1 protein-coding gene is annotated in these 301 nt (G+C 44.9%); it reads right to left on the reverse strand.

The window, feature by feature from the left end:
• Positions 1–301: phage terminase large subunit (gene terL / locus R5R67_RS19690; protein ID WP_318755236.1), on the reverse strand; the 301-nt coding region annotated here is incomplete at both ends.

Below are 301 nucleotides of genomic sequence, written 5' to 3' on the forward strand. Positions count from 1 at the left end.
TACGTTAACTTGGGCCGCAAATGGTTGTGCCCGTGTAAGCTTGTCACCTGAAATTGGTTTGGCTATCACGCTATAACCCGCAAGAAGCTTTACAAATGAACTAGCTTGCGATTTACCAGCTTGACCAGGGTCTTGTGGTAGGCGCACAGAAACTTTTTTCCCATCTATTTTTGCTGTTTGTTCTAAGCGCTTATTTACATTGTCAGGGCCAAGCTGTCCTCTTGTAACATCGACAATGTAAGTAAAACCATCTGCACCAAGAGCTTCTCGCACACCTGCTGTAAAGTCGCCTTCATTCTCT

Source organism: Acinetobacter sp. OYA S30, from assembly GCF_033599315.1.
GTDB classification, from domain to species: domain Bacteria; phylum Pseudomonadota; class Gammaproteobacteria; order Pseudomonadales; family Moraxellaceae; genus Acinetobacter; species Acinetobacter baumannii.